The sequence below is a fragment of the Pseudomonas sp. B611 genome, assembly GCF_055407965.1.
Window position 1 is genome coordinate 1 of the sequence record NZ_JBUZST010000028.1, and the last position, 20,508, is coordinate 20,508.

16 protein-coding genes and 1 rRNA gene are annotated in these 20,508 nt (G+C 60.6%); 9 read left to right on the forward strand and 8 right to left on the reverse strand.

Going from position 1 to position 20,508, the window contains the following annotated elements:
- Positions 1-97 (forward strand): 5S ribosomal RNA (gene rrf, locus ACZRMO_RS28860); the annotation flags it as partial.
- A gap of 111 nt (positions 98-208) precedes the next feature.
- Here the strand turns inward: rrf and ACZRMO_RS28865 are convergent.
- From ACZRMO_RS28865 to ACZRMO_RS28875, 3 genes are all read right to left on the reverse strand, one after another.
- Entirely contained in the window at positions 209-2,695 is a 2,487-nt protein-coding gene (locus tag ACZRMO_RS28865) for a TonB-dependent siderophore receptor (protein WP_463975105.1), read from the reverse strand.
- Positions 2,696-2,769: 74 nt separating this feature from the next.
- Positions 2,770-3,753, reverse strand: a complete 984-nt coding sequence (locus tag ACZRMO_RS28870) for a FecR domain-containing protein (protein ID WP_463975106.1) — start codon at positions 3,751-3,753, stop codon at positions 2,770-2,772.
- Positions 3,750-4,265, reverse strand: a complete 516-nt coding sequence (locus tag ACZRMO_RS28875) for a sigma-70 family RNA polymerase sigma factor (RefSeq protein WP_463975107.1) — start codon at positions 4,263-4,265, stop codon at positions 3,750-3,752. Before ACZRMO_RS28875 ends, ACZRMO_RS28870 begins: the two co-directional genes overlap by 4 nt.
- Positions 4,266-4,522: 257 nt before the next feature.
- Here ACZRMO_RS28875 and ACZRMO_RS28880 point away from each other — a divergent pair, with 257 nt between their 5' ends.
- Positions 4,523-6,403 (forward strand): methyl-accepting chemotaxis protein, encoded by a 1,881-nt coding sequence (locus ACZRMO_RS28880; RefSeq protein ID WP_463975108.1) that lies wholly within the window; start codon positions 4,523-4,525, stop codon positions 6,401-6,403.
- Between the two features lie 37 nt (positions 6,404-6,440).
- Here the strand turns inward: ACZRMO_RS28880 and ACZRMO_RS28885 are convergent, their stop codons facing one another.
- The 5 genes from ACZRMO_RS28885 to ACZRMO_RS28905 form a co-directional block, all read right to left on the reverse strand.
- On the reverse strand, positions 6,441-6,899 hold the full coding sequence (locus ACZRMO_RS28885; RefSeq protein WP_463975109.1) for an SRPBCC family protein: 459 nt from the start codon (positions 6,897-6,899) through the stop codon (positions 6,441-6,443).
- Between the two features lie 19 nt (positions 6,900-6,918).
- Positions 6,919-10,290 (reverse strand): amino acid adenylation domain-containing protein, encoded by a 3,372-nt coding sequence (locus ACZRMO_RS28890; RefSeq protein ID WP_463975110.1) that lies wholly within the window; start codon positions 10,288-10,290, stop codon positions 6,919-6,921.
- Positions 10,287-11,234 carry a diiron oxygenase gene (locus ACZRMO_RS28895; RefSeq protein WP_463975111.1) on the reverse strand — a complete coding sequence of 316 codons (948 nt, stop codon included), beginning with the start codon at positions 11,232-11,234 and terminating at the stop codon, positions 10,287-10,289. Before ACZRMO_RS28895 ends, ACZRMO_RS28890 begins: the two co-directional genes overlap by 4 nt.
- The gene (locus ACZRMO_RS28900; protein ID WP_463975112.1) at positions 11,231-11,989 is read right to left on the reverse strand and encodes a DUF3050 domain-containing protein; all 759 of its coding nucleotides are present in this window, start codon (positions 11,987-11,989) and stop codon (positions 11,231-11,233) included. The genes ACZRMO_RS28895 and ACZRMO_RS28900 overlap by 4 nt, the downstream gene beginning before the upstream one ends.
- Positions 11,990-12,335: 346 nt before the next feature.
- Positions 12,336-13,046, reverse strand: coding sequence for a GntR family transcriptional regulator (locus ACZRMO_RS28905; protein WP_463975113.1), 711 nt, complete (start codon positions 13,044-13,046; stop codon positions 12,336-12,338).
- A gap of 333 nt (positions 13,047-13,379) precedes the next feature.
- Here ACZRMO_RS28905 and ACZRMO_RS28910 point away from each other — a divergent pair, with 333 nt between their 5' ends.
- The 7 genes from ACZRMO_RS28910 (at position 13,380) to ACZRMO_RS28940 (ending at position 20,505) form a co-directional block, all read left to right on the forward strand.
- Positions 13,380-14,273 (forward strand): TauD/TfdA dioxygenase family protein, encoded by an 894-nt coding sequence (locus ACZRMO_RS28910; protein ID WP_463975114.1) that lies wholly within the window; start codon positions 13,380-13,382, stop codon positions 14,271-14,273.
- A 14-nt stretch (positions 14,274-14,287) separates the two neighbouring features.
- Positions 14,288-15,313 carry an ABC transporter substrate-binding protein gene (locus ACZRMO_RS28915; protein WP_463975115.1) on the forward strand — a complete coding sequence of 342 codons (1,026 nt, stop codon included), beginning with the start codon at positions 14,288-14,290 and terminating at the stop codon, positions 15,311-15,313.
- A gap of 1 nt (position 15,314) precedes the next feature.
- Positions 15,315-16,166, forward strand: coding sequence for an ABC transporter ATP-binding protein (locus ACZRMO_RS28920; RefSeq protein WP_463975116.1), 852 nt, complete (start codon positions 15,315-15,317; stop codon positions 16,164-16,166).
- A gap of 10 nt (positions 16,167-16,176) precedes the next feature.
- A complete protein-coding gene (locus tag ACZRMO_RS28925; protein ID WP_207040836.1) occupies positions 16,177-17,025 on the forward strand; it encodes an ABC transporter permease subunit in 849 nt (282 codons plus the stop codon).
- A gap of 99 nt (positions 17,026-17,124) precedes the next feature.
- Entirely contained in the window at positions 17,125-17,751 is a 627-nt protein-coding gene (locus ACZRMO_RS28930; protein WP_463975117.1) for a TonB family protein, read from the forward strand.
- Between the two features lie 52 nt (positions 17,752-17,803).
- Entirely contained in the window at positions 17,804-18,724 is a 921-nt protein-coding gene (locus tag ACZRMO_RS28935; RefSeq protein ID WP_463975118.1) for a LysR family transcriptional regulator, read from the forward strand.
- 245 nt (positions 18,725-18,969) lie between these two features.
- Positions 18,970-20,505, forward strand: a complete 1,536-nt coding sequence (locus ACZRMO_RS28940) for an MFS transporter (RefSeq protein ID WP_463975119.1) — start codon at positions 18,970-18,972, stop codon at positions 20,503-20,505.
- Positions 20,506-20,508 lie beyond the last annotated feature (3 nt).

Sequence of the window (20,508 nt, forward strand, 5' to 3'; positions counted from 1 at the left end):
TGGAACCACCTGATCCCATCCCGAACTCAGCAGTGAAACGATGCATCGCCGATGGTAGTGTGGGGTTTCCCCATGTGAGAGTAGGTCATCGTCAAGATTGAATTCCGAAACCCCTGTCTGCTAACGCAGACAGGGGTTTTGTCGTTTAGCAGGCACAAAAAAGCCAGCGCCGAATCACAGGCGCTGGCTTGGTTCGAGCGCTAGCGAATCAGAACTGATAACTCACTGTTGCGCTCACATTACGTTCCTCCCCCAGGTAGCAGAAGTTCAGACTGGCACAGGACGCGACATACGTCTCATTGGTCAGGTTGTTGGCATTCACCCGCACATCCATACCCTTCAATCCAACCTTGCCCAAGTCATATCCCACCGAAGCATCAAGCAACGTATAGGCCGGGACTTTCATCGTATTTTCCGCATCCGCCCAGCTATAGCCCACATACCGCACCCCGCCTCCAAGCCGTAAACCGTCTAACGCACCGCTATTGAATTTGTAATCCGCCCATACCGACGCCATATGACGAGGCGCCTGCGTCGGTGAGTTGCCCTTGTTTTCGATCAGATTGTCGGCCGTGCTCAAGGTGCTCACCATCGACTTGGAATACGCGATATCGGTGAATGTATAGCTGCCCAAAAGCTTCAGGTTATCCGTCAGTTGCATATGCGCTTCCAACTCAAGCCCCTGGGAGCGAACGGCCCCTACAGCGCGATAGAAGTTTTCCTGCGGCAGTTTGGTCGCCAGGTTCTCCTGATCAATACGAAACCACGATGCGGTAAACAGGTTGTCAGTACCTGGCGGCTGATACTTCAACCCCACCTCCCATTGCGTCCCATCGGTGGGTGCCAATGGGTTGCCTGCACTGTCCGAATAGGAGTTGGGATTGAAGGATTCGGAATAGCTGACGTAGGGCGCCAAGCCGTTATCAAACAGATATAGCGCACCTGCGCGCCCAGTGAGTTTGGTGCGCTTATCACTGATCTCGGTACCTGCTGGCCGGTTCGCTTCAGCAATCCGATTCTCATCGGACGTCTCGACCCAGTCCTGACGCAGTCCGAGGGAAAACCGCCATTTATCCATTTCGATCAGGTCTTGCAGATAGACGCCGGTCTGCTCCAACCGTCGCAAGTAGCTGGTCGGGCTGTAATAGCTGATCGCCGAATTGCCATACACCGGGTTGAACGCGTTGATCGGCTGCAACGAGCCGCTGGTCCAGTCCACCACCGTTTTACGTCGCTGATAATCCGCCCCCATCAGCACAGTGTGTTTGGTCGCCCCGGTAAAGAACTCAGCTTGCAGCATGTTGTCGATGATGAAGGCATGGAGCTTCTCATCACCCCCGGAGTAGTAGCGATTCAGCTCGTTACTGGTCGGGCTGGTCCAGCCATAGGCATACACCTGATCCAGTCGCACCTTGGAGTCCAGATAGCGAAAGTTCTGCCGCGCCGTGAAGACATCATTGAAGCGATGTTCGAATTGATAACCAAACGACTGTTGATCACGCTTGTAACCATCGACCCCAGGCTCGCCCTCGAAAAAATGGCTGGAGATTCGCCGACCATTGCGCTGATGCAATGCGCCATCTGCCGGCATGCCGCCGTGATAGCCGCCATCGGGATCATGTTGCAGATAGGCTTGCAGCGTCAGTGACGTGTCCTCGGTAAAGTCGATGCTGACGGTTGGGGCCAATGCGAAGCGCTTTTCCTTGGCATGGTCAAATTGGGTGTCGGACTTATCCGCCAGCCCAGTCAGTCGATAGGCAATACGCTTGTCGTCATCTACAGGGCCGCTGAAGTCAAAACCCATGCCCCGTTGGCCGTTACTGCCCAGCGTCGCCTGAACCTGATGATAAGGCTCGAACAGGGGCTTCTTGCTGGTCAATGCCACCAGCCCGCCGGGCGAACTGCGGCCATACAGCACCGAAGATGGACCCTTGAGGATATCCACTCGCTCCAGGAAATACGGATCGACCTGCATGGTGCTGTAGGTGCCGCTGTCCCCCATGGATTTGAGCCCATCCAGGTAAATGTTATCCACAGAGCCGTCGCTGAAACCGCGCATCGCCACATAATCGTAGCGATGCGTTGCGCCATAGGGGTTGGTCAGCACACCCGGCGTGTAACGCATGGCTTGAGCAACGGTCTGGGAGCCTTGGTCGTCCATCTGCTCGCGGGTGACCACCGAGACGGTTTGCGAAGTCTCCCGCAAGGCGGTGCTGGTCTTGGTCGCAATCTGGCTGTGCGTCGCGTTATAGCCTTCCATGCTGCCCAAGGCATTGCCCAGGGCAAAGCCTTTGATATCGGTGGTCGGTAAGCTGAGCGCGCTATCTTCTGGCGCCCGCTGTACTACAAAGCTCACGCCATCTGCGGAAACAGCCTGCAACCCTGTGCCGTTGAGCAAGTGATTCAAGCCCTGCTCGATGGAGTATTCGCCGTGTAGACCGGACGATTGCCGGTCCTGGGTGTAAGCAGGTGTGCTGGACAGCGTGATGCCCGCCTGTTGCGCAAACTGGTTGAGCGCCGCGCTCAGCGGGCCGGCAGGAATCTCGTAGCGTTGATGGGTTTGCTCGGCACCCGCTTGCGCGGCCATGCCGGCCAGCGGCACTGCACTGATCCCCATCGCCGTCGACAGCAGCGCCGCACGTACGGCTTTACTCAATAATGGGTAGGACGAGTTACGGGGAAAATACACAGTCATGATTAGGATCCGTGAAGGCAGATAGAGGGCTTACTGTCTAAGCCGGACTCACGGAAAAAAGCCGCCAAAAAAACTCAGGCCGATCGCTCCAGGCTCACCCACCAACGGCTGCGATAGCGCAATTGAACCGGCAGCGTCTGTGGCAGGATCGCCAGCAACTTATCGGTGTCCTCCAGGCGAAAAACTCCCGATAGCCGCAAATCGGCGATATCAGCCGAGCAGCCCAAGTAGCCATGACGATAACGCCCGACTTCTGCAAGAAAGTCGGCCAGGCGCATATCCCGCGTCACGATCAACCCGTCCACCCATGCGCCAATCTCCATATCCAAAGGCGGGGCGAGTAGGGCTCCCGTCTGACGCACCAGATAGCTTTCTCCGGCATGAACCTGCGTCGAAAGCCCATTCACCTGATGCGGTGAGTGGATGGCCACATTGCCGCTGACCACAGTCAACCGCGTGCAATCACTGGCTTGGCGCACAGCGAAACGCCCATCGATTCCTTCGAACAAACCATGGCGTGTCTGCACCAGCAAGGGCGCCGAAGAAGCAGCGCCGCATGTCACCAGGATTTCCCCGCGCAGCAGCGTGATCATTCGCTGCTGCGCGTTGAAGTCCAGGTCCACTGCACTGTCGGTATTGAGTTGCACACGAGTGCCATCCGGCAACTGCACGCTGCGGCGCTCGCCTGTAGCGGTGGCGAGATCCGCGGTCCAACGCTGCCAACCGGTGATATCCCGGCTGAGCCACGCCGCCGAGCCCACTGCCAGCACGCCAGACAGCAGCTTCAATGCTTGCCTGCGGCCCAGGCCCTGCGCGCTGTTTTCCAGTGCCCTATGCGCCCCCGGAATTGTCGCTAGCTGGCTGTTCAACTCCTGCTGTAACGCCTGCACCCGCTGCCAGGCCAATTCGTGGTCGCGGTGGGCTTCTCGCCAGTCTTCACATTGCGCGTGCAGGCGCAGATTGGCGCGGTTGTTACGCAAGCGCAGCATCCAGTGGATAGCCTGTTTGACCACCTCGGGGCTGGGGCCGAAGCGAACCACGTTATCCATGGGCGTCATGTTTCATAACGCAGTACATAACAGTGGTAGAGCGCCTCGGCGACGTAACGCTCGACCGAGCGCAGCGATACACCCATCTGCTGTGCGATCTGCTTGTATGCCAGCCCGTCGCACTGAGCCAAAAGAAATGCCTTACGCACCTTGGGCTTCAGCCCCTCAAGCAATCTGGCAATTTCTTCGAGCAACTCCAGCACCAGCGCACGGGATTCAGCGCTGGGTGCCAATGCTTCGGGTAGGTGGGCGATGGACTCCAGATAAGCCCGTTCGATTTCCTCACGGCGCCAGTGATCAATCACCAGGCCCCGGGCGATGGTGCGCAAAAACGCCCGAGGCGCCTTGAGTTCAAAGCGTTCGGTCTTCTGGAGCAGGCGCACAAAGGTGTCTTGCGCCAGGTCCGCAGCATCGCAGGCGTTGCCCAGACGGCTGCGCAGCCAGGTGTTCAGCCAATTGTGATGGGTGAGGTAAAGCGTCTGTACAACGCTTTCACGCGGGATGTACTCAGAAGATGGCATTCACACAGACCTGGCCAAACGTCACAAATGATAATTACTCGCATTGTTTGGGAGGCCGTAAAATTTTGCAACTCTGATCCTTGTACGACAACCGCTGGTCGGTTTCCTACGTAAAAATCAGATACATCCCACAATTTCCTCAGTTTTGCCGAGGCTTGGCCGAAAGCCTGACGAGCCATGCGTGCACCGAAATAGAGCGTTCGGTTCCATGCTCCGTTTGGCACGCTAACCCCCCTTTGGCAAAAGAAGTCGATGAAATGAATCTCAAGTTCAGTCATAAAATTCTGTTGGCCGCGTCAGGCGTCGTGGTTCTAGCCTTCGCGTTATTCACGCTTTACAACGACTACCTTCAGCGCAGCACCATCAAGCAGAACCTGGAGTCATCCATCCAGCAATCCGGTGAGCTCACCGCCAGCAGTGTGCAGAACTGGCTCAGCGGGCGCATCCTGGTCCTCGAGAACCTCGCGCAAAACGTCGCGCATCAGGGCAGCGCTGCGGACCTTCCAGGGCTGGTCGATCAGCCGGCGTTCACCTCGAACTTCCAGTTCACCTATGTTGGCCAAACCAACGGTGTATTCACCCAGCGCCCTGACGCCAAGATGCCCGACGACTATGATCCGCGTCAGCGCCCTTGGTACAAGCAGGCCGTGGCTGCCGGCAAGCCCATGCTGACGCCGCCATACATGGCTGCCGTGGGTGGGCAGATCGTGACCATCGCCATGCCGGTGAAGAAAAATGGTGAACTGCTCGGCGTGGTCGGCGGTGACCTGAGCCTGCAAACCCTGGTGAAGATCATCAACTCGGTGGACTTCGGCGGCATCGGCCATGCGTTCCTGGTCAGCGGGGACGGTCAGGTGATCGTCAGCCCGGACCAGGACCAGGTGATGAAAAACCTCAAGGACATCTACCCAGGTGCCCAACTGCGTATCGAGAAGCTCAACCAGGACGTGGTCCTCAACGGCCAGGATCGCATCCTGTCGTTTACCCCGATCAGCGGTTTGCCGGGTGCCGATTGGTACATCGGTCTGTCGATCGACAAAGACAAAGCCTACGCACCGCTGGGTAAATTCCGCACCTCTGCGTTGATTGCCATGCTGATTGCCGTGGTCGCGATCGCCGTGCTCTTGAGCCTGCTGATCCAAGTGTTGCTGCGTCCGCTGACCACCATGGGCGTGGCCATGCAAGACATCGCCCAAGGCGAGGGCGACCTGACCCGCCGCCTGGCCGTGACCAGCAAAGATGAGTTCGGCGAGGTAGGCAGTGCGTTCAACCAGTTCGTCGAGCGTATCCACGCCTCCATCTCCGAAGTGTCGTCGGCCACACGCCAGGTGCATGACCTGTCCCAGCGCGTGATGGCCTCGTCCAACGCCTCGATCATCGGCTCGGACGAGCAAAGCGCGCGCACCAACAGCGTGGCGGCGGCGATCAACGAACTGGGGGCTGCTACCCAGGAAATCGCCCGCAACGCCGCCGATGCTTCCCAGCACGCCAGCGGTGCCAGCGAACAGGCTGACGATGGGCGCAAAGTGGTGGAGCAAACCATCCTGGCGATGTCTGAGCTCTCGCAAAAAATCAGCCTGTCCTGCACGCAGATCGAAACCCTGAATGCCAGCACCGACAACATCGGCCACATTCTTGATGTGATCAAAGGCATCTCCCAGCAGACCAACTTGCTTGCGCTCAACGCCGCGATCGAAGCGGCCCGTGCCGGCGAAGCCGGGCGTGGGTTTGCCGTGGTGGCCGATGAGGTGCGCAACCTGGCGCACCGCACCCAGGAGTCGGCCGAAGAGATCCACAAGATGATCACTTCGCTGCAAGTGGGCTCGCGTGAGGCGGTAACCACCATGAACGCCAGCCAGGCTTCCAGCGAAGAAAGCGTCGAGGTGGCGAACCAGGCCGGTGAACGCCTGATCAGCGTGACGCAGCGGATCGTCGAGATCGACGGTATGAACCAATCGGTCGCTGCCGCGACAGAGGAGCAGACCGCCGTGGTGGAAACCCTCAACGTGGATATCAACCAGATCAACCTGCTGAACCAGCAAGGCGTTACCAACCTCAACGAAACGTTGAAGGATTGCGACGCGTTGTCCCAGCAGGCCAGTCGCTTGAAGCAACTGGTCGACAGCTTCAAGATCTGACGACGCGCGCAGGAGCGAGTGATCTCGCTCCTGCCGCTCAGCCGAGCATCCGCTGCACGTTGTCCAGGGCACTGTCGGCAAACGCCTGCATGAATTGTTCAAACCCCGCCCGCGCCGCTTCTACCGGCTCGGCAACAATTGTCCAAGTGGCCCTGGCGCTGTGTTCGCCCAGTGCTTCCACACGCATCGCCGCCCATAGCCTGGCAATTCCCAACGTGTTGTAGAGCGTCGTCCAGGTCATGCACATGACGTCGTCGTCCCGGCTGTTGAGTTGCTCGACGACGCAATGCCCATCGCGGAAAAATTTCGTACGCAAGGCGCCGATGCCAGCGCCGGTCATGGTGATGTGCGACAGGGCTGGAATAAACGTATCAAAGCCGGCGAAATCACCGACCAACGCCCACAGCTGAGCGGCATCGCAGGCGACCACCACCTGGGCCACCACTGGTGCGCCAACGGGGTTGCGGATCAATGTATCGGGTTGCAGCGGTTTCATGGAGATGTCCTGGCGCGGTTCAGAGAAAGCCGATGGCCTGTAGATAGTCACAACCCCGGCGTAACAACGCCGGGCTTTTTTCGGGGTACTGCACGCGCATTTTTTGCACGCCCCAGCGCGCGTTGGCGTGATGGATCATGACGGTATCGCCGATGTCTTCACCCAGGCCGTCCAGGTAAAAACCCAACACGCCAAACAGCGCGTTGTCGCGGCCTATCGTTTGCAGCGCGCATTGCCAGCGGGCCACGCTGACTCGCTCGAACCGATAGCCTGCCTGGCTGAATGCATCGAGGTAGTCGCTCCAACTCAGTGGCTGCGGATTGTGCAGGTTGAAGACGTTGCGCCCGGGTTCACACTGGCCACAATGGAAGGCGAGAAACTGCGCGAAAAAGTCCACCGGCATCAGGTCGTGGTTTGCCTCCAGGCGCGGCACCAAACCCAATTGCAACGAGCCCTTGAGCATCAGCATCAGGCGGTTCTTGTGCGGCTGGCAAACCCCGCTACGACTGTTGAAGCTGATATTGCCCGGGCGCAGGATATTCACCCAGGCGCCTTGTTCCACCGCGCGCCCGACCAGCCGCTCGGCGACCCATTTGGACAGGTTGTAACCGTTCTTGATGTACAGCGGCAGGCTGCTTGCGGCAGGTGTTTCGAGGACGTGCCCTGCGGCGTCGATGCTGCTGCACGCCGACAGCGTCGAGATGAAGTTGAAGACCTTCTTGCAGCGGGTTTCGCACAGGCGCAGGCATTCCAGCACCGGATCGACGTTATCCCTGGCCAGCGTGGCATAGTCCAACACATGGTTGACCCGCGCCGCGTTGTGCACCAGCACACCGAAGCCCCCCGCGAGGTGCTCATACACATCGTCGGTCAGGCCCAAGCGAGGCTGGCTGATATCGGCGGCATACACCTGCACCCGGCGCAGGTCGAGGTGCTCCAGGCGGTACTCGCACAGTGCCTGGGCAAAGCGCTCCTGCGACGAGTGGCCGGGTGACTCGCGCACGAGGCACGCGACCTGCGTGGCCCCACCGGCCAGCAGCGCCTCGACGATATGCACACCGATAAAACTATTGGCGCCCGTCACGATGACTTTGCGCGGATCGCCCGCGCGGTCTGCGGCCAGCACCTGCACCGGCAGCACTCGCTCGGCATCGCGAATCGCTTGGTTGCACGGCGCGGTAGAGGGCACACCATCTGCCATCAGTGAGGCGAGTGTGCGAATCGTCGGGGCTTCGAAGAACCGGTTCAACGCAAGGCTGCGGCCAAACCGCTCGCGGATACGCAGCAGCAGGGTAGAGAGCAAGATGGAGTGCCCGCCGAGGTTGAAGAAGCTGTCGTCGACAGACAACTCGGCCACGGGCACTCGCAACAACTCGCTCCACAGGCCTGCCAGCTGTGCTTGAAGCGGTGTTTGCGCCGGCTGGTCGGCGGCGCCCGGTATCGGTCGAGCCGACAAACCCAGCAGCGCCTGGCGATCGACCTTGCCGCTGCTTGTGTAGGGCAGGCTCGGCAACTCGGCCCACACGCCAGGTTGCATGTACTCCGACAGCCGCTGGCGCGCGTACAGCTTGAGCGCCGTCAGCGTGGCGCCGGGTTCCGGCTGGGCGACCACGGCATGGATTTTGTACTCGGGCCCCACCACCACGGCCACCTGGCGGTACAACCGACTGTCGCGCAGGCACTGCTCCACTTCCTGTGGCTCAACTCGAAACCCGCGGATCTTTACCTGCCCGTCACGCCGCCCGCCGAGCACGATGCCGTCGCTTGTCCACTGCGCCATGTCCCCACTGCGATACGCCTTCAAGGTCTGGCCGTCGGGCAGTGACAAGGTCATGAACGGGTTGTCCTGCGGTTGCACGGCGTCCACATACCCCAGGCTCACCCCCGGGCCGACGATAAACAATTCCCCGATCACTTCTTCGCCCACCGGTTGCAGGTCGTCGTCGAGGATCAGCACTTGGCTGTTGGCGATGGGATGGCCCAGGCTGCAATTGTTGTCGCCCGGTTGCAGGCGCCGATGGGTGACCAGCACCGTGGTTTCGGTGGGCCCATAGAGGTTGTGCAGTTGGCACTGGCCGGCTAGCCGCTCGATGACATGGGGTTCGCAGGTTTCACCGCCCGTCAGCAGGTGCTGCATGCCCAAGGGCGGATCCGGCGGCAGGATGCTGAGCAGCGCCGGCGGCAGAAACCCATGGGTGACGCGCTGCTGGCGGATCAGTGCGACCAATTGCTGCGGATCGCAGCGTTGCGCCGCGCTGGGCACGATCAACTGCGCGCCGGCGATCAGGCTGGGGAAAATATCCATCAGTGAAGCATCAAACCCCAGCGAGGCGAATTGCAGCACGCGACTGTCTTCACTCAGGGCCATGCGGCGGGCGAACCACGCGGTGAAATGCGCGAGGTTGCCTTGGCTGAGCTTGATGCCCTTGGGCCTGCCGGTGGTGCCTGAGGTGAACAGCACCATGCACGGTGTATCCAGGCTGGGGCGATGTTGCAGCAACGCTGGCGTGGTGGCCTGTTTGTCGATGGTGCTGACATCCAGCGCAACAAAATGCTCGCGCAACGGGTGCCGGCCATTGTCGAGCAACACGCGCGCCCCGGCGCTTTCCAGCTGGGCCTGCTGGCGTTGTGGTGGATGCTCCGGCGCCAACGGCAGGTACACCGCGCCGCAGCCCAGCAGGGCGAGAAGGCTGGCGTACAGCGCGGCGGATTTCTCCAGGCACACACCGACCACCACGGGCGTCGCAAGATTGCCCAGCAGCGGTCGTAGTTGTTGTTGTATCGCCAGCGCTTGAGTGTGCAGTTGCCGATAAGTCAGCACATCGCCCCCGATGTTCAACGCTGGCCGCTCGGCGAAGGTTTGAAGGCTGGCCTGCAAGCGTTCGATCATGGGTACTTGGGCGGCTTGCAGCAGGTCCGGGTCAGCGGTGCGATTGAATCGATGCAGGAACGCCACGGCGTCCAGGCCCAGCAAGCCCTGTTCAGGCCACGTGTTGGCGCAGGCCTCGCTGGGTAAATATCCTGGGTCGCGGGCGAAGCCGCTGACGTGCAGCGCCACCCATTGCGCCAATGTGTCGGTCGCCTGCTGGCGCAAGCACTGGCCATTGCCGCTCGGTTCCTCGGGTGCCTCCAGGGTGGCCAGCAGCCGTTGTTGGTGGTCATAAGCGCGCAGTTGCAAGGCGGGCAGGCCGTATTCGGTCAGCGGGCCAACCCCCAGGCGCAGGCTGATCCTGGGTACTTGGGCCAGGTGGGCCGGTAGCGGCAGGCTGGCATCTTCGATAAGCAGATCGGCCAACGCCTGCGCAGTCCCATGACCGTATTGCTCGACCCACTGCCTCACGGCCTGCAAGGCTTTGCTGGTACCGACCCAGCTAATGTGCAGGCGCCTCATGACGTGCTCCCGGTGACGGGCAGAAAATCCCCCAGCGCCTGTGCCACGCCGGGCGTCTGTAGCAACCCGCTGCGGTTCAGGAAGCCCATGATATTACCGATCAGCGGGTGTTGGCGGGTGATGGGAAACACCAGCGCCTCGACTTCATCTCTCAGTGCCTGGCGCACCGCCGTGTTGACGTCCAGGTGTTCGATCAATTGCAGGTCAAAGCGCTGTTGCAGGTCATTGGTCAGGTAGTGCGCCAGGAACGTGGGCAGGACATGGGCGATGGCGTTGCGGTCATCCGGGCTTGCTCCTTGCCAATAGTGGCGCACCAGGTGCGTCCAGAACTGCGCGTGGCGGCCTTCGTCACACAGATGATCCGCCATCAGGCCGCGCACGGATGCCTTGACGCTGTGGTCTTTGGCGAACGCCGCCACATCATGGGTGACGGTATTTTCAGCAATGGCCACGCAGATCAGTTCCACGGCATCGCGCAAGTGCTTTGGAGCCTGTGCCAGCGCGAGCGGCAGAGCGCGGCTCAGTTCGATCTGAGGCGGCAGGTCGAGCGGTGGGATGCCGGTCATGCCTACGGTCTGTTGCAGGAAGTCCAGCGCGACCAGGGCGTGATAGTCCTCGTCCACCACCACCGTCATCGCGGCGTATCGGACAGTGGCAGGGAAGGGCAGCGAGAAGCGGTTCTTGGCAATACTGCGCGCGGTCTTGTCGACGATCTCGGTCTCGAAGATCACCACGTCGTTGATGAATTTGTAGAAGCTTTGCAACAACACAAAGTCGCGCCATTGCGGACACTGTTCGAGAAAGGTTGCACTGAGCGCCAGCGGTTGGCGCGACAGGGGGTAGATCAACTTGTCGTCGTCTTCCAGCAAGCGGCGCGGGCGTGTGCGCACGGTGGCGCGGCGCTCCCAGTCTTCGGCCACGCAGTGGTAGTCACTGACATTCATGGATGTGCCTCCTGCAATGAGGCGTGCACGTCGTCCCAGAGCGCGATGCGACTGTTCACGGCCGCGAGGGCGGTATCGGCGGTTTGCTGCTGGCGCTCGGGGTCGGTGCCGGTGAGGCATTGCAGCAATCGCTGGGCGCCTGGCCCGTGGTCCTGGGTGTCCAGTTCGATATGGCGATTGAGGTAATGGCTTAGGGTGGGGGCGCGGCGATGGATGATTTCACAGCCCTGGAGCAAGCGTTCGAACATGGCTGGGATAACACTCTCCCGACCATGCAGGAAGGCCGCTGCCACGCAGTGCGTCGGCGCGTGCAGCGCGATATCCAGGGTCTTGGCGACAAAGCGCACCACGCCCGGCAGCACGTCAATCTGTTGCAGCGCAGCAGCGGCCTTCACACCTTGGCGTTGCAGGGCGATGAAGGTGTCGATGGCGACGGTGCTGGCGCCCACTTCTGCCATGGCGTCCCGGTACAGCTCGAAATGACTGCAATGACCGCGCTCCAGGTGCGCGTCCGACTCTTCGCTGAGCACGATTTCATTGATCAGCCGTGCGGCCTCGGAGTTGGTCGGTGGGAGCCAGGGCAGTTGTGTGCATGTCAGGTCTTGTTGCAGGCGTTTGGTGAGGGTCATGAAGTCCCAGACGGCAAACACATGGCTTTGCATAAACACTTGTAACTTGCCAAGAGAGTTGATTTCGGTAAATAACGGATGAGTGCACATCTGTGATTTTTTTTGTTCTAACAAAAGTTGATACATGGTTGATGCCTATGAGTTGCGGCGACTGCTCTGACAGCCGTGATGGCTTTTACAGATGAAGTTGGATCGACAATGCGTAAGCAAAGCGCATGCGGCGCCCGCAAATGCAAGGAGTTGCGCAGTCGATTGAAGTATTTGGTTTATTGAAAAGATAATAAGCTGATTAAACGTTTGGATGAGCTTATGAATGTATTAGATGTTTTTTCGAAAAGTTACTGTGTGCGTAACTTGTAGAATTGTAGGTGAGAAGTTTCCCTGGCGTGTGCGGGCGTTATTTAATCGAGAGGTTTTATAATCGCGCGGGGTTTCCTGGATTGGACGGTTACCCCGCAATGTCCGATGTGCACTAGCGTGCATTTTTCCTGTTGGCAGCATCAAGACTGTTCAGGTAGGTGGTGATCACCTCCATGCCGCGCGTCAGGTGATTGCGCAGCGTCAGCACGCTTTCATCGACTTTCTTCTGCGTTACAAGGTTCAGCAGCTCACGGTGGTCCTCTTGGGACGTCTCGCCCAGACCCATCGCTTCAAGGTTGAAGCGCAGGAAGCGTTCTTCCTCGTTCAAACCGTGTTCAACCAGTGTGAGCAACCGCTGGTTGGGAGCCTTGCCATACAGTGCCATGTGGAACAGGCGATTGAGGCGGCCCATCTCGGAGTAATCCTTTTCCCGCTCCAGGGCACTGATACAGGCGTCCGCCTCGGCGATGTCGGCCGCGGTGAGCAGCGGAATCGACAGGCGCAGCGCTTCGGACTCCAGCAACATGCGCAGGGCGTAGGTCTCCGCCGAATTGTCTTCGATCAAGGGTGCAACCACGGCGCCTTTGTGGGTCACCACATGCAGCAATGATTGGGCTTCGAGCTGGCGCAAGGCTTCGCGCACGGGCATGCGGCTGACCCCGAACAGACTGGCCAGCTCTTGCTGGCGCATGGCAGTGCCACAGGGCAATCGGCCATCGAGGATGGCATTGCGCAAGGTTTCTTCAATCACGGAGCGAGCAAGATGGGCGGGAATGGGCCCGCTGACTCGGATGCTACTCAAGGGGTTCGGCTTCTGCGTCACGACTACGCTGTCCTCCTTATTAAAATGGGGTGGCGCCAATTGGATCCAAAGAACACTAGAGGCTGCCCTACGGCTTGTCAAACGGGCAAGAATTGCCGCTTGTAAGCGGTTAAACACCTGGCTCAAGGCGCCCACATCGGGCTTTTCCAGCGTCTTACACGTCACTGTCATAGTGCTATGAACTGAGCGCTTCGTCGCCCTTGTTTATGCCTTAACCGCCGTACGGCATAGGTTGCGACGCTACTTTCCCGCATATGTATATTCTCTAACGGTATTTAAAATGCGGTTCTTATATCTATAAAGTCACTCTCCTGTCTGACCGGGAGTGACCTCATGTCCGCCACCTCTACTGTTCCAACAGCGACCTCTACCGCCCAACGCTTTGAGATTCGCCCGCTGCCCGGCAGTGTCGGCGCCGAGATCATCGGCCTGGACTTGTCCCGACCGGTCAACGACGAGGACTTCGCGCGCATCCACCGCGCGCACCTGGATCACCATGTGGTGGTGTTCCGCGACCAACGCATCACCCCCGAGCAACAGATCGCTTTCAGCCGTCGATTCGGCGTGTTGCAGATCCATGTGCTCAAGCAGTTCCTGCTGGCCAACCACCCGGAAATCCTGATCGTCTCCAACATCATCGAAAATGGCCAATCCATCGGCCTGGGGGACGCGGGCAAGTTCTGGCATTCGGACCTGTCCTACAAAGAACTACCGAGCCTGGGCTCGATGCTGCATGCCCAGGAGCTGCCGTCCGAAGGCGGCGACACCTTGTTCGCCGACATGCACAAAGCCTGGGACCAACTCCCCGAGCACCTGCGCAAGGCCGTCGAAGGCCGCAGCGCCGCGCATTCCTACACGGCGCGTTACAGCGAGACCAAATTCGAAGGCAACTGGCGCCCAACGTTGACCCCCGAGCAACTGGCCCAGGTGGCGGAAGTGGTGCACCCCATCGTACGTACCCACCCGGAAAACCGCCGCAAGGCGCTGTTCGTCAGCGAAGGCTTCACCACCCGCATCGTCGGCCTGCCGGAAGACGAAAGCCGCGACCTGCTTGCCCAGCTCTACGCCCACAGCGTGCTGCCGCAAAACATCTACCGCCACCAATGGCAGCCCCACGACCTGGTGTTCTGGGACAACCGTTCACTGATCCACCTGGCCGCCGGTTGCCCCAGCCACCTGCGCCGCAAACTCTTTCGCACCACCATCCAGGGCGACGCGCCTTTCTGATTCGGAGCATGACCATGTCCAAGAGAATTCCATTCGCACGGCTGGCCGCGACTGTCGGCCTGGGTGTCAGCCTGCTGGCCGGCAGCCTTGTTGCACCGACGGCCGCGCAGGCCGAAGGCGAGATCCGCATCGCCGAGCAGTTCGGTATCGTCTACCTGTTGCTTAACGTGGTGCGCGACCAAAACCTCATCGAGAAATACGGCAAGCAGGAAGGCATCGACATCAAGGTCGACTGGACCCAACTGTCCGGTGGCGCAGCGGTCAACGACGCCTTGCTGTCCGGTTCCATCGACATTGCCGGCGCCGGCACCGGCCCGCTGCTGACCATCTGGGACCGCACCCACGGCAAGCAGAACGTCAAGGCGGTCGCGTCCTTGGGCAACTTCCCCTACTACCTGGTGAGCAACAATCCCAAGGTCAAGACCATCGCCGATTTCACCGAGAAAGACCGCATCGCCGTCCCGGCAGTGGGCGTGTCGGTACAGTCGCGCTTCCTGCAATACGCCGCCGCCAAGCAGTGGGGCGACAAGGAATTCAACCGCCTCGACAAGTACACCGTCGCCGTCCCGCACCCCGACGCCACGGCTGCACTGATCGCCGGCGGTACCGAGTTGACCGGGCACTTTTCCAACCCGCCGTTTCAGGACCAGGCTCTGGCCAACCCCAACGTGCATGTGGTGCTGAACACCTATGACTTGTTCGGCCCGAACTCGCCGACCGTGCTGTTTGCCACCGAGAAATTCCGCAACGACAACCCGAAAACCTACAAGGCCTTCATCGACGCATTGACCGAAGCCGCGCAGTTCGCCCAGAACGACAAAGGCGCGGCTGCCGACACATACATCCGCGTGACCAAGGCCAAGATCGACCGCGCCGAGTTGCTGAAAATCATCGACAACCCGCAGTTCGAATTCAGCATCACGCCGAAAAACACCTACCCGCTGGCGGAATTCCTCTACCGCGTCGGCGCCATCAAGCACAAGCCTGAATCGTGGAAGGACTACTTCTTCCAGGACGCCAAGCCGCTGCAAGGAAGTTGAGATGAACGCGCCCTTGCAAGGCCACGCGGCCAGCAACCTGCACACCGTCGCCCCGTTGCTGGCGGTGGATAACGTCAGCCTGGAATACCGCACCCCCGAACGCGTGGTGCGGGCCACCCACCAGGTCAGTTTCGAGATCGACCCGGCCGACCGCTACGTGCTGCTCGGCCCCTCGGGTTGCGGTAAATCCACCTTGCTCAAGTCCATCGCCGGGTTTATCAAACCCTGCGAAGGCGAGATCCGCCTGCTCGGGCAAAAGGTCGAGCAACCCGGACCGGACCGCATCGTGGTGTTCCAGGAATTCGACCAGTTGCCGCCGTGGAAAACCGTCAAGCAGAACGTGATGTTCCCGCTGCTGGCGTCCAAAACCTTGAAGCGTCGTGAAGCTGAAGAACGTGCGCTGCACTACCTGGAAAAAGTCGGCCTGAGTGCTTTCGCCGATGCTTACCCGCATACCCTTTCCGGCGGCATGAAAGCCCGTGTGGCGATTGCTCGCGCGCTGGCCATGCAGCCGAAAATCCTGTTGATGGACGAGCCCTTCGCCGCTCTCGACGCCCTGACCCGACGCAAGATGCAGGAAGAGTTGCTGCTGCTCTGGGAAGAAGTGCGCTTCACCCTGCTGTTTGTCACCCACTCCATTGAAGAAGCGCTGGTGGTGGGCAATCGCATCCTGCTGCTGTCGCCCCATCCGGGGCGCGTGCGCGCAGAAATCCACAGCCATCAATACGACCTGCACAGCCTGGGCGGTGTGGAATTCCAGGCGTCGGCGCGGCGGATTCATCGCCTGTTGTTCGATGAAGCGCCCGAGGCCGAGCAAGCGCTGGGCTTCGCCGATATTCGCATCGCTTACTGAGGGGCAACTTGTGCGCCAAGAATACGAAATACACCTCGAACCCCTGCTCAGCGTCCCCGTGGAACGCGAGCTGCCCCTGCGTCAACGCCTGTGGCAGCAAGGCTGGCTGCGCAAGGGTTTGATCCTGATCGTGCTGGCGATCCTCTGGGAAGCCGTCGCGCGCTATCAGAACAACGACCTGCTGCTGCCGAGCTTCTTGCAGACCTTTGCTGCGCTCTACGACGGCCTGCTCAGCGGCGAGTTGCTGAGCAAGGTGAGCATCTCGCTGGTGGTGCTGCTCAAGGGCTACCTGATCGGCATCGTGCTGGCGTTTGCCCTGACTACCCTGGCGGTCTCGACCCAATTGGGCCGCGATCTGCTCAGCACCCTGACCTCGATGTTCAACCCGTTGCCGGCAATTGCACTGCTGCCGTTGGCGCTGCTGTGGTTTGGCCTGGGGCAGAACAGCCTGATCTTCGTGCTGGTGCATTCGGTGTTGTGGGCGCTGGCGCTGAACACCTATTCGGGGTTTCTTGGCGTGTCCGAAACCCTGCGCATGGCCGGTCGCAACTACGGCCTCAAGGGCATGCGCTTTGTGCTGTTCATCCTGATCCCGGCCGCGCTGCCGTCGATCCTCGCCGGCCTCAAGATTGGCTGGGCGTTCGCCTGGCGCACCCTGATCGCCGCCGAGCTGGTGTTTGGTGCAACCAGCGGCAAGGGCGGCCTGGGTTGGTACATTTTCCAGAACCGCAATGAACTGTACACCGACAAGGTGTTTGCCGGGCTGGCCGTGGTGATCCTGATTGGCCTGCTAGTGGAGAACCTGGTGTTTGACACCTTCGAGCGCCTCACCGTGAAGCGCTGGGGCATGCAGCGCTAAACAGGAATGATTGCTCTTTGCCCGCCGTGAACCCGATAATGCCGGCCGATTTTGACGCTACGATGGCGTCGAGCGGCTCTGGTAAAAGGATTTACGAACATGCGCTTTTTTGTCTTGGCGGCGGCCTTGTTGTTATCGACCTCGGCGTTGGCGGAGTTTGTGCCCGAAGCCGTGTCCATGCCCAAACCGGTTTATCCCGCATCGTTGACCAACACCCAGGGGCACGCGCGCATCAGCTTGAACATCCACAACGACGGTTCGGTCAGCGATGTAAAAGCGCTCTCTGCCACCCGCCCCGAGTTCGGCGTAGCGGCGGTGGAGGGCGCGCAGCTGTGGCGCTTCAAACCCTGGACGGTGACGGCCGAGCGGCTGGCCGTGCTGGAGGCGCAGAACGACATGATTTTCACGCCTGAACCGCCGAGGAAGGAATCCGAGCGGCTGACCTTCACCCAAACGACCTATCAATCCTGCAGCGCGTTGAACGACGAAGTCGTCCAGTTCCGCCGCGATCACCCCTCTCGCCCGCTCGTCCAGATGAAGAGCTTTGCCATCACCCGTGTTGCGGTGATGTTCTCGGCGCTGAGCGGTAAAAGCGACTACAACCAAAGCCTGATCCAAGCCGACGAGCTGGAAAACGCCCTGCCGGACATCGTGAAAAAGTGTCAGGCGAATCCCAAAGCCCCCTACGCCAATTACCTGCCCCGCAGCCTGCGGCGCTACCTGTAAAGCCTGCTACGATTGCGCGCAATTCACTCCCAACGAACCACGAGTGCTTGGCATGCAACTACCGGACATGAACCTGCTGGTCGCCCTCGACGCCTTGCTCGACGAGGGCAGCGTCGTCGGCGCCGCGCGCCGCATGAACCTCAGCCCGGCGGCCATGAGCCGCACCCTCACGCGGATTCGCGAAGCGGTGGGCGACCCGATCCTGGTGCGTGCTGGTCGCGGCCTGGTGCCGACGCCCAAGGCGCTGCAGCTGCAAGCCCAGGTGCGCAACGTGGTGGAACAGGCAGCGCTGGTGTTTCGTTCGGCGGACCAGGTGGACCTGAGCACCTTGCGCCGTCGTTTCAGCGTGCGCGCCAATGATTTCTTTATCGGCGTGTACGGCGGTCGCCTGTTCGACACCATGGAGCGCATGGCGCCGCTGTGCGAGCTGTGCTTCGTGCCCGAAGGCGACACCGACGACGAAGCGCTGCGCGAAGGACGCCTGGACCTGCGGGTGAGCAACACCATGCCCAGCAGCCCGGAGGTGAAGGTGCAGAACCTGTTTTCCACCACCTTTGTCGGCCTGGCGCGGGAAGACCACCCCCTGTTCGACGACGACATCACCGCCGCGCGCTTTGCCAGCTATTCCCACATCAGCATCTCGCGGCGCGGCATTGCCCGAGGGCCGATTGATACCGCGTTGAACGCCCAAGGCCTGGAGCGCCGCGTGGCGATGATCGCGCCGGGGTTTCATGGCGCGATGTTCATGCTGCCCGACTCCGACCTGATCCTGCCGGTGCCCAAGGAAGCGCTCTACAGCGCCAACCGCCTCAAGTTGCCACTGCGCGCGTTTGCCCTGCCGATCTCCCTGCCGACGCTGGTATTGGCGCAATCCTGGCACCCGCGCTTCGACAAAGACCCGGCACATAAGTGGCTGCGCGAGACCATGCGCGAAAGCTGCCACGCCACGTGGCTGGAAGCCCAACCGACCTAAAGTGAACGCGGTTCAAAATGTGGGAGCGGGCTTGCTCGCGAAAGCGGAGTGTCAGAAACACATTATGTGAATGACCCACCGCATTCGCGAGCAAGCCCGCTCCCACACAAGCCAGCTCCCACAGGAATTCGTGTTGGGTTTGAGCATTGCGTCTGGCGCACTTATAAGCTGCCGACATGTAACTTTTTGTCATGTGTGTGCCTGATTAAACTGCTCGGGTATTTCCCATTCCGAGTTATCCGTTCATGACTTCCCTCGCTGCCCCCGCACTCCAGGCCGCAGCCAAACCCATCGCCATCACCCCGCCCGTCTTCGGCCCGCGCATCATCATCGGCCTGGTCGGCGTGTTGTTGGCGGTACTGGTGTCCGGCCTCAACGAGATGGTCACCAAGGTCGCCCTCGCCGACATCCGTGGCGCGCTGTACATCGGCTTTGACGAAGGCACCTGGCTGGTCGCTGCCTACACCGCCACCTCCGTCGCGGCCATGGCGTTTGCGCCCTGGTGTTCGGTGACGTTTTCCCTGCGCCGCTTCACCCTCTGCGCCATTGGCCTGTTCACCTTGTTGGGCATCCTGTGTCCGTTCGCGCCGAACTACGAAAGCCTGTTGCTGCTGCGCACCGTGCAAGGCCTGGCCGGTGGCGCGCTGCCGCCGATGCTGATGACCGTGGCGCTGCGTTTCCTGCCGGCCAACGTCAAGCTGTACGGCCTGGCCGGCTACGCGCTCACCGCCACCTTCGGCCCGAGCCTCGGCACGCCGTTGGCGGCGTTGTGGACCGAATACGTCGGCTGGCAATGGGCGTTCTGGCAGATCGTCGCGCCGTGCCTGTTGGCGATGGCCGCCGTGGCCTACGGCCTGCCGCAAGATCCACTGCGCCTGGAGCGCTTCAAGCAATTCAACTGGCGCGGCCTGCTGCTGGGGTTCCCGGCGATCTGCATGCTGGTGATCGGCATCCTCCAAGGCAATCGCCTGGACTGGTTCGAGTCGGGGCTGATCACCTTCCTGCTCAGCGGCGGTACGGTTTTGCTGGTGCTGTTTATGATCAATGAATGGTCGCACCCGATGCCGTTCTTCAAGCTGCAAATGCTCGGCCTGCGCAACCTGGCGTTTGCCCTGATCGTGTTGGCCGGCGTGCTGATGGTGCTGACCTCGGTGATTATCATCCCGTCGAGTTTTCTCGCTCAGGTGCAAGGCTATCGCCCACTGCAAACCGCGCCGGTGATGCTGCTGATGGCGCTGCCGCAATTGATCGCGCTGCCGCTGGTAGCGGCGTTGTGCAACTTGCGCTGGGTCGATTGTCGCTGGGTGCTGGGCCTAGGCCTGGGCATGCTGGTGCTGTGCTGCGTGGGCAGTGCGCATCTCACGTCTGAATGGATTCGCGACGATTTCTACGGCCTGTACCTGCTGCAAATCTTCGGGCAGCCGATGGCGGTGTTGCCGTTGCTGATGCTCTCCACCGGCAGCATCCAACCCACCGACGGGCCGTTCGCCTCGGCCTGGTTCAACACCGTCAAAGGCCTGGCCGCCGTGATCGCCACTGGCGTGATCGACACGCTGACCACCCAGCGCCTGCACTTCCACTCGACCATGTTGGTGGACCGTCTGGGCAATTCGCCCCTGGCCGACGGCGACGCGCCGGGCCTGGCGCACCGCCTGCACGAGCAGGCCGTGGTGCTGACTTCTTCGGATCTGTATTACGTCATGGCCGCGGTCGCGGTGGCGTTGATCCTGCTGATTTTCTGGATGCCCACGCGGATCTTTCCGCCGCGCGCACCGACTTGATTA

Bases quoted from the DNA above. Each gene is read 5' to 3' on its own strand.
- ACZRMO_RS28880 (WP_463975108.1), top strand. From the start codon at position 4,523: ATGAATCTCAAGTTCAGTCATAAAATTCTGTTGGCCGCGTCAGGCGTC.
- ACZRMO_RS28870 (WP_463975106.1), bottom strand. From the start codon at position 3,753: ATGACGCCCATGGATAACGTGGTTCGCTTCGGCCCCAGCCCCGAGGTG.
- ACZRMO_RS28915 (WP_463975115.1), top strand. From the start codon at position 14,288: ATGTCCAAGAGAATTCCATTCGCACGGCTGGCCGCGACTGTCGGCCTG.
- ACZRMO_RS28900 (WP_463975112.1), bottom strand. From the start codon at position 11,989: ATGTATCAACTTTTGTTAGAACAAAAAAAATCACAGATGTGCACTCAT.
- ACZRMO_RS28910 (WP_463975114.1), top strand. From the start codon at position 13,380: ATGTCCGCCACCTCTACTGTTCCAACAGCGACCTCTACCGCCCAACGC.
- ACZRMO_RS28920 (WP_463975116.1), top strand. From the start codon at position 15,315: ATGAACGCGCCCTTGCAAGGCCACGCGGCCAGCAACCTGCACACCGTC.
- ACZRMO_RS28940 (WP_463975119.1), top strand. From the start codon at position 18,970: ATGACTTCCCTCGCTGCCCCCGCACTCCAGGCCGCAGCCAAACCCATC.
- ACZRMO_RS28885 (WP_463975109.1), bottom strand. From the start codon at position 6,899: ATGAAACCGCTGCAACCCGATACATTGATCCGCAACCCCGTTGGCGCA.
- ACZRMO_RS28865 (WP_463975105.1), bottom strand. From the start codon at position 2,695: ATGACTGTGTATTTTCCCCGTAACTCGTCCTACCCATTATTGAGTAAA.
- ACZRMO_RS28930 (WP_463975117.1), top strand. From the start codon at position 17,125: ATGCGCTTTTTTGTCTTGGCGGCGGCCTTGTTGTTATCGACCTCGGCG.
- ACZRMO_RS28895 (WP_463975111.1), bottom strand. From the start codon at position 11,234: ATGAATGTCAGTGACTACCACTGCGTGGCCGAAGACTGGGAGCGCCGC.
- ACZRMO_RS28935 (WP_463975118.1), top strand. From the start codon at position 17,804: ATGCAACTACCGGACATGAACCTGCTGGTCGCCCTCGACGCCTTGCTC.
- ACZRMO_RS28890 (WP_463975110.1), bottom strand. From the start codon at position 10,290: ATGAGGCGCCTGCACATTAGCTGGGTCGGTACCAGCAAAGCCTTGCAG.
- ACZRMO_RS28875 (WP_463975107.1), bottom strand. From the start codon at position 4,265: ATGCCATCTTCTGAGTACATCCCGCGTGAAAGCGTTGTACAGACGCTT.